The organism is Halomonas sp. 3D7M (genome assembly GCF_014897885.1).
GTDB lineage: Bacteria > Pseudomonadota > Gammaproteobacteria > Pseudomonadales > Halomonadaceae > Vreelandella.
On the sequence record NZ_JABUZF010000119.1, the window covers coordinates 5613 to 8054 of the forward strand.

Annotated in this window: 3 protein-coding genes; all 3 read left to right on the forward strand. The window is 57.1% G+C overall.

Annotated elements, in window-relative coordinates; all coding sequences use genetic code 11:
* Positions 1-112 precede the first annotated feature (112 nt).
* Genes INT22_RS05360 through INT22_RS05370 form a run of 3 tightly spaced genes read left to right on the forward strand, consistent with a single transcriptional unit; the run spans position 113 to position 2427 of the window.
* Complete coding sequence (locus INT22_RS05360) at positions 113-1483, forward strand: MotA/TolQ/ExbB proton channel family protein (protein ID WP_193067834.1); 1371 nt, start codon at positions 113-115, stop codon at positions 1481-1483.
* Position 1484: 1 nt separating this feature from the next.
* Entirely contained in the window at positions 1485-2027 is a 543-nt protein-coding gene (locus INT22_RS05365; RefSeq protein WP_089037770.1) for a MotA/TolQ/ExbB proton channel family protein, read from the forward strand.
* Positions 2020-2427: an ExbD/TolR family protein gene (locus INT22_RS05370; RefSeq protein ID WP_038485222.1), complete on the forward strand. Its 408-nt coding sequence runs from the start codon at positions 2020-2022 to the stop codon at positions 2425-2427. Before INT22_RS05365 ends, INT22_RS05370 begins: the two co-directional genes overlap by 8 nt.
* The last annotated feature ends 15 nt before the right edge of the window (positions 2428-2442 follow it).

The following is a 2442-nucleotide window of genomic DNA, read 5'->3' on the forward strand; positions in this document are numbered from 1 at the left end:
GCGCCCGCCGCGAGGTGCGTAACGGTCTACGTATTGCTGACGATCAGCGCACGCCAGAGCTGCTGCGTCTACCGCTTTCCATTAGTGCTAATGACCACGCAGGGGGCCAGCAATGAGTCTGTTAACACGCCAGCGAGGCGCGCGCAGAAGCATCATCTGTTTTGCATTACTGGCCAGCCTTCTGGGCGGCAGTATGGCAATGGCGCAAACTGACAGCGTTGGTTCGTTACGTGAAGCTCGCGAAGCCGCTGAGGCGCGTGACCAAGTGCGCTTGCAGTCGTTCCTTGAAGATCAAGAGGCGCTGGATGAAGTGCTAGCAGAGGCGCGGGCTGAACATCAAGCTGCAGAAGAACAGCAAGTCGCATTAGCCGCGCAGCAGCAGGAACAAGCGCAACAGGCTCAAGCGCTGGCCGCGCGCCAGGAAGAGCAGGGCGAAGCGCTCACCTCGCTACTGGCGGATCTGTCACGGCACAGCGAAGAGGTGCGTAAAGAACTAGGCGGTGATAGCTGGTTAACGCTAGATGCTAATGCGTTGCCACCGCGTCTTAATGAGATCGAGGTGCTGGAGCGTCAACAAATCGAAACTGTCGTGGACAGTTTAGCGATGCTAACGCTGAGCACTGGGCGTGCCGAGCGCCTTGAATTACCGGTGGCCGATGCCAGTGGTGAGATTGAATCGAGAAGCGTTGTGCGCTTGGGTGATTTTGCAGCGTTTACTGACACAGCGTTGCTCAGCAAAGGCCAGGATGATGGTGGCTTGGCGGAAGTACCGCATACTCCTGCTGAAATCAGCGATGTGCTGGCGGCCTATCATCAAGGTGAAAGCCGTGTATTTGCCATTGATCCTACCCAAGGTAGCGTGCTGCAAGCTCTTGCTCAGCAGCCAAGTCTTTGGGAGCGATTCCAGCAGGGCGGTTATGTCGGTTACGTCGTGGTAGCGCTGGGTGGTTTTGGTCTATTAGTGGCATTGGCGCAGTACCTTTACCTGGTCGTCGTCAGTGCGCGGGTGCGACGTCAGCGTAAGACGCTGGATCAACCGAATGCTAATAACCCGCTGGGTCGCGTGCTTCAGCGTTTCCAGGAGTTGGATAAGCACCAAACACCGGAAGCACTGGAGGCGAGGTTAGATGAGTCAGTGTTGGCTGAACTGCCGCGTATCGAGCGTGGCCAGCCGATTGTTAAGCTGCTGGCAGCCGTTGCACCGCTACTGGGTCTGCTGGGTACCGTGACCGGCATGATTGTCACCTTCCAGGCGATTACCGTGTTTGGTACCGGCGACCCGCAGCTAATGGCGGGTGGTATCAGCCAGGCGCTGGTAACAACGGTGTTGGGTCTTGTAACAGCCGTGCCACTACTATTTGCTCAGACGGCCTTGGCGAGTCGGAGTCGCTTGATTACCCAGGCCATTGAAGGTGAAGCCAGTGCCACCTTAGCTGACCATCTTGAAGCGCAGTCGACGGCTAATGCGCAAGCGGTGACCTAATATGCCCACGTTACCTCTTTGGCTTGAGCCCGTTGAGCGGCTGCTTGATGCCGGTGGTGCCGTTTTAGTGGTGCTGGCATTCGTTGCCGTGCTGGTGTTTGGGATGGCAATTGAGCGCTGGTGGTATTACCGCTTTAGTTGGCGGCGTGCCCGTCGCCAACTGATTCGTCGCTGGGCGGCACGCAGTGACCACCGTAGCTGGAGTGCACGCACGCTACGCAATGTCTGGACAGAGGCGCTGGTTGCTAAGCTACGCCGCCCGTTGCCCTGGATCAAACTGCTTGTAGCGTTATGCCCACTGCTAGGCTTACTGGGTACTGTCACCGGTATGATTACCGTGTTCGATAGCCTTTCTCTTAGTGATACTCATCAGGCGCGGGCCATGGCCGACGGTGTTGCCCGTGCCACGCTGCCCACGCTAACCGGCATGGCGATTGCTGTGGTGGGGTTGCTGTTTATTAGTCGTTTAGAGCACGTGATTCGTCGCGAAGACCAGCGGTTACACGACCGCTTAGCCCGTGCCTTGGAGGAGAATGATGCGTAGACGCCGTTCCATAGACACCACGGCTGATAGTAATGAAGTTAACCTAACGCCGATGCTGGACGTTGTCTTTATCATGCTGATCTTCTTTATTGTGACGACCAGCTTCATTAAAGAGAGCGGTGTTGAGATTGAACGCCCCGAAGCGGCAGCGGCAAGCCCGCGCCCCGATGCACAGGTGCTGATTGCTGTGACGCCGGAGGGGGCTGTTTGGGTCGATGGAAAGCCAGTTGATGTGCATCGTATTGGCCAGCAGGTCGCTGGCATGTTGAGTGATGATGGCTCCGTTGTTATCCAGGCCGATCGGGAATCCACGACTGGCTTGTTGATTGAAGTGATGGATCGCCTCAAGCAGGCGGGTGTTGACCAGATCGCCGTGGCAGCGAGCCGGAGTGCACCATGATTCGTCATGTCCTCT

What these genes read in the sequence shown, in the direction of transcription:
- INT22_RS05370 (WP_038485222.1), top strand. Translation starts at nt 2,020, where the DNA reads ATGCGTAGACGCCGTTCCATAGACACCACGGCTGATAGTAATGAAGTT.
- INT22_RS05365 (WP_089037770.1), top strand. Translation starts at nt 1,485, where the DNA reads ATGCCCACGTTACCTCTTTGGCTTGAGCCCGTTGAGCGGCTGCTTGAT.
- INT22_RS05360 (WP_193067834.1), top strand. Translation starts at nt 113, where the DNA reads ATGAGTCTGTTAACACGCCAGCGAGGCGCGCGCAGAAGCATCATCTGT.